At 34.8% G+C, this 1185-nt stretch carries 1 protein-coding gene; it reads left to right on the top strand.

Annotated features, from left to right (window positions below; translation table 11 throughout):
* The coding region (locus tag FJR05_RS25125; protein WP_168646621.1) for a serine/threonine-protein kinase at positions 1-1185 on the top strand (1185 nt) is incomplete at both ends.

Raw genomic sequence — 1185 nt, forward strand, 5'->3', positions numbered from 1 at the left:
CACAATTCAAAGTGTATTAGGTCAAGGTGGTTTTGGTGTTACTTATTTGGCTAGAAATACCAAGAATATTCAAGTAGCAATTAAAACTCTTAATGATAAAGTACAAAATCATCCTGATTTTGCTCAGTTTCAACAAGATTTTGTCAATGAAGCTTTGCGATTAGCTAGATGCAATCATCCTCATATTGTCAAGGTTCATGAAGTGATTCAAGAGGATAATTTATGGTGTATGGTAATGGAGTATGCAGGAACAAATGATTTAGGTACTTTAATCGCTAAGAAAGGACATTTATCAGAAAATGATGCTTTATATTATATTCAGCAAATAGGAGAAGCTTTAGGTTGTATTCATAGCTCAAATCCGCCGATGATTCATAGAGATGTGAAACCTGCTAATATTTTAATTAGAAATCATCAAGGAAAAAATCAAGCTATTTTAATTGATTTTGGTATTGCTCGTGAATTTAAACAGAATTTAACTCAATCTCAAACTCCCTTTGTATCCGATGGTTTTGCACCTATTGAACAGTATAATGAACAAGCAAAAAGAGGTGCGTTTACTGATGTTTATGCTTTGGCGGCTACTCTCTATACAATGGTGACGGGAAAAGTACCAACGGCTGCACCTGTAAGGATGATGTTTCCTTTAACCCCTCCAAAAGAAATTAATCCTCAAATTAGTGATAGATTAGATCAAGCTATTCGCCAAGGAATGGAATTACAACCAGATAAGCGTCCGCAATCAATAGAAAAATGGTTTGTTTTATTAGGGTTGCCTTATCAAGGTAAATCTGTCAAAATTTATTCTCAATCTCAGCCAAGACAATTATCACCAAAAACCAAGCCAAAATCATCTGTTGTCACTACACAAGTTATTAAACCGCAACATCAAAAAAATAGTTTACCCTGGATAATTACTATTGGTTCTGTGGGGTCTTTATTGTTTGTAATGGGTTTGTTGGTAACTCAATCGGCTCATATTCCAATTATTTGTAAACCACTGGATAACTGTGCTATTGATGAAAAGTTTAGTTCGCAATATCAACAAGCAAAAGATATGGCTGTTACTGCTCAAAAGTTGTCCGAGAGTGCCAAGAATGTGGAAGAATTACGAGCATCTCAACAACAGTTACAAGATGCGATCGCTCAACTAAAAACTATACCAACATCTGCTAAGATATACAA

Origin of the sequence: Dolichospermum sp. UHCC 0259 (assembly GCF_009711935.1) — a bacterium.
Lineage (GTDB): Bacteria > Cyanobacteriota > Cyanobacteriia > Cyanobacteriales > Nostocaceae > Dolichospermum.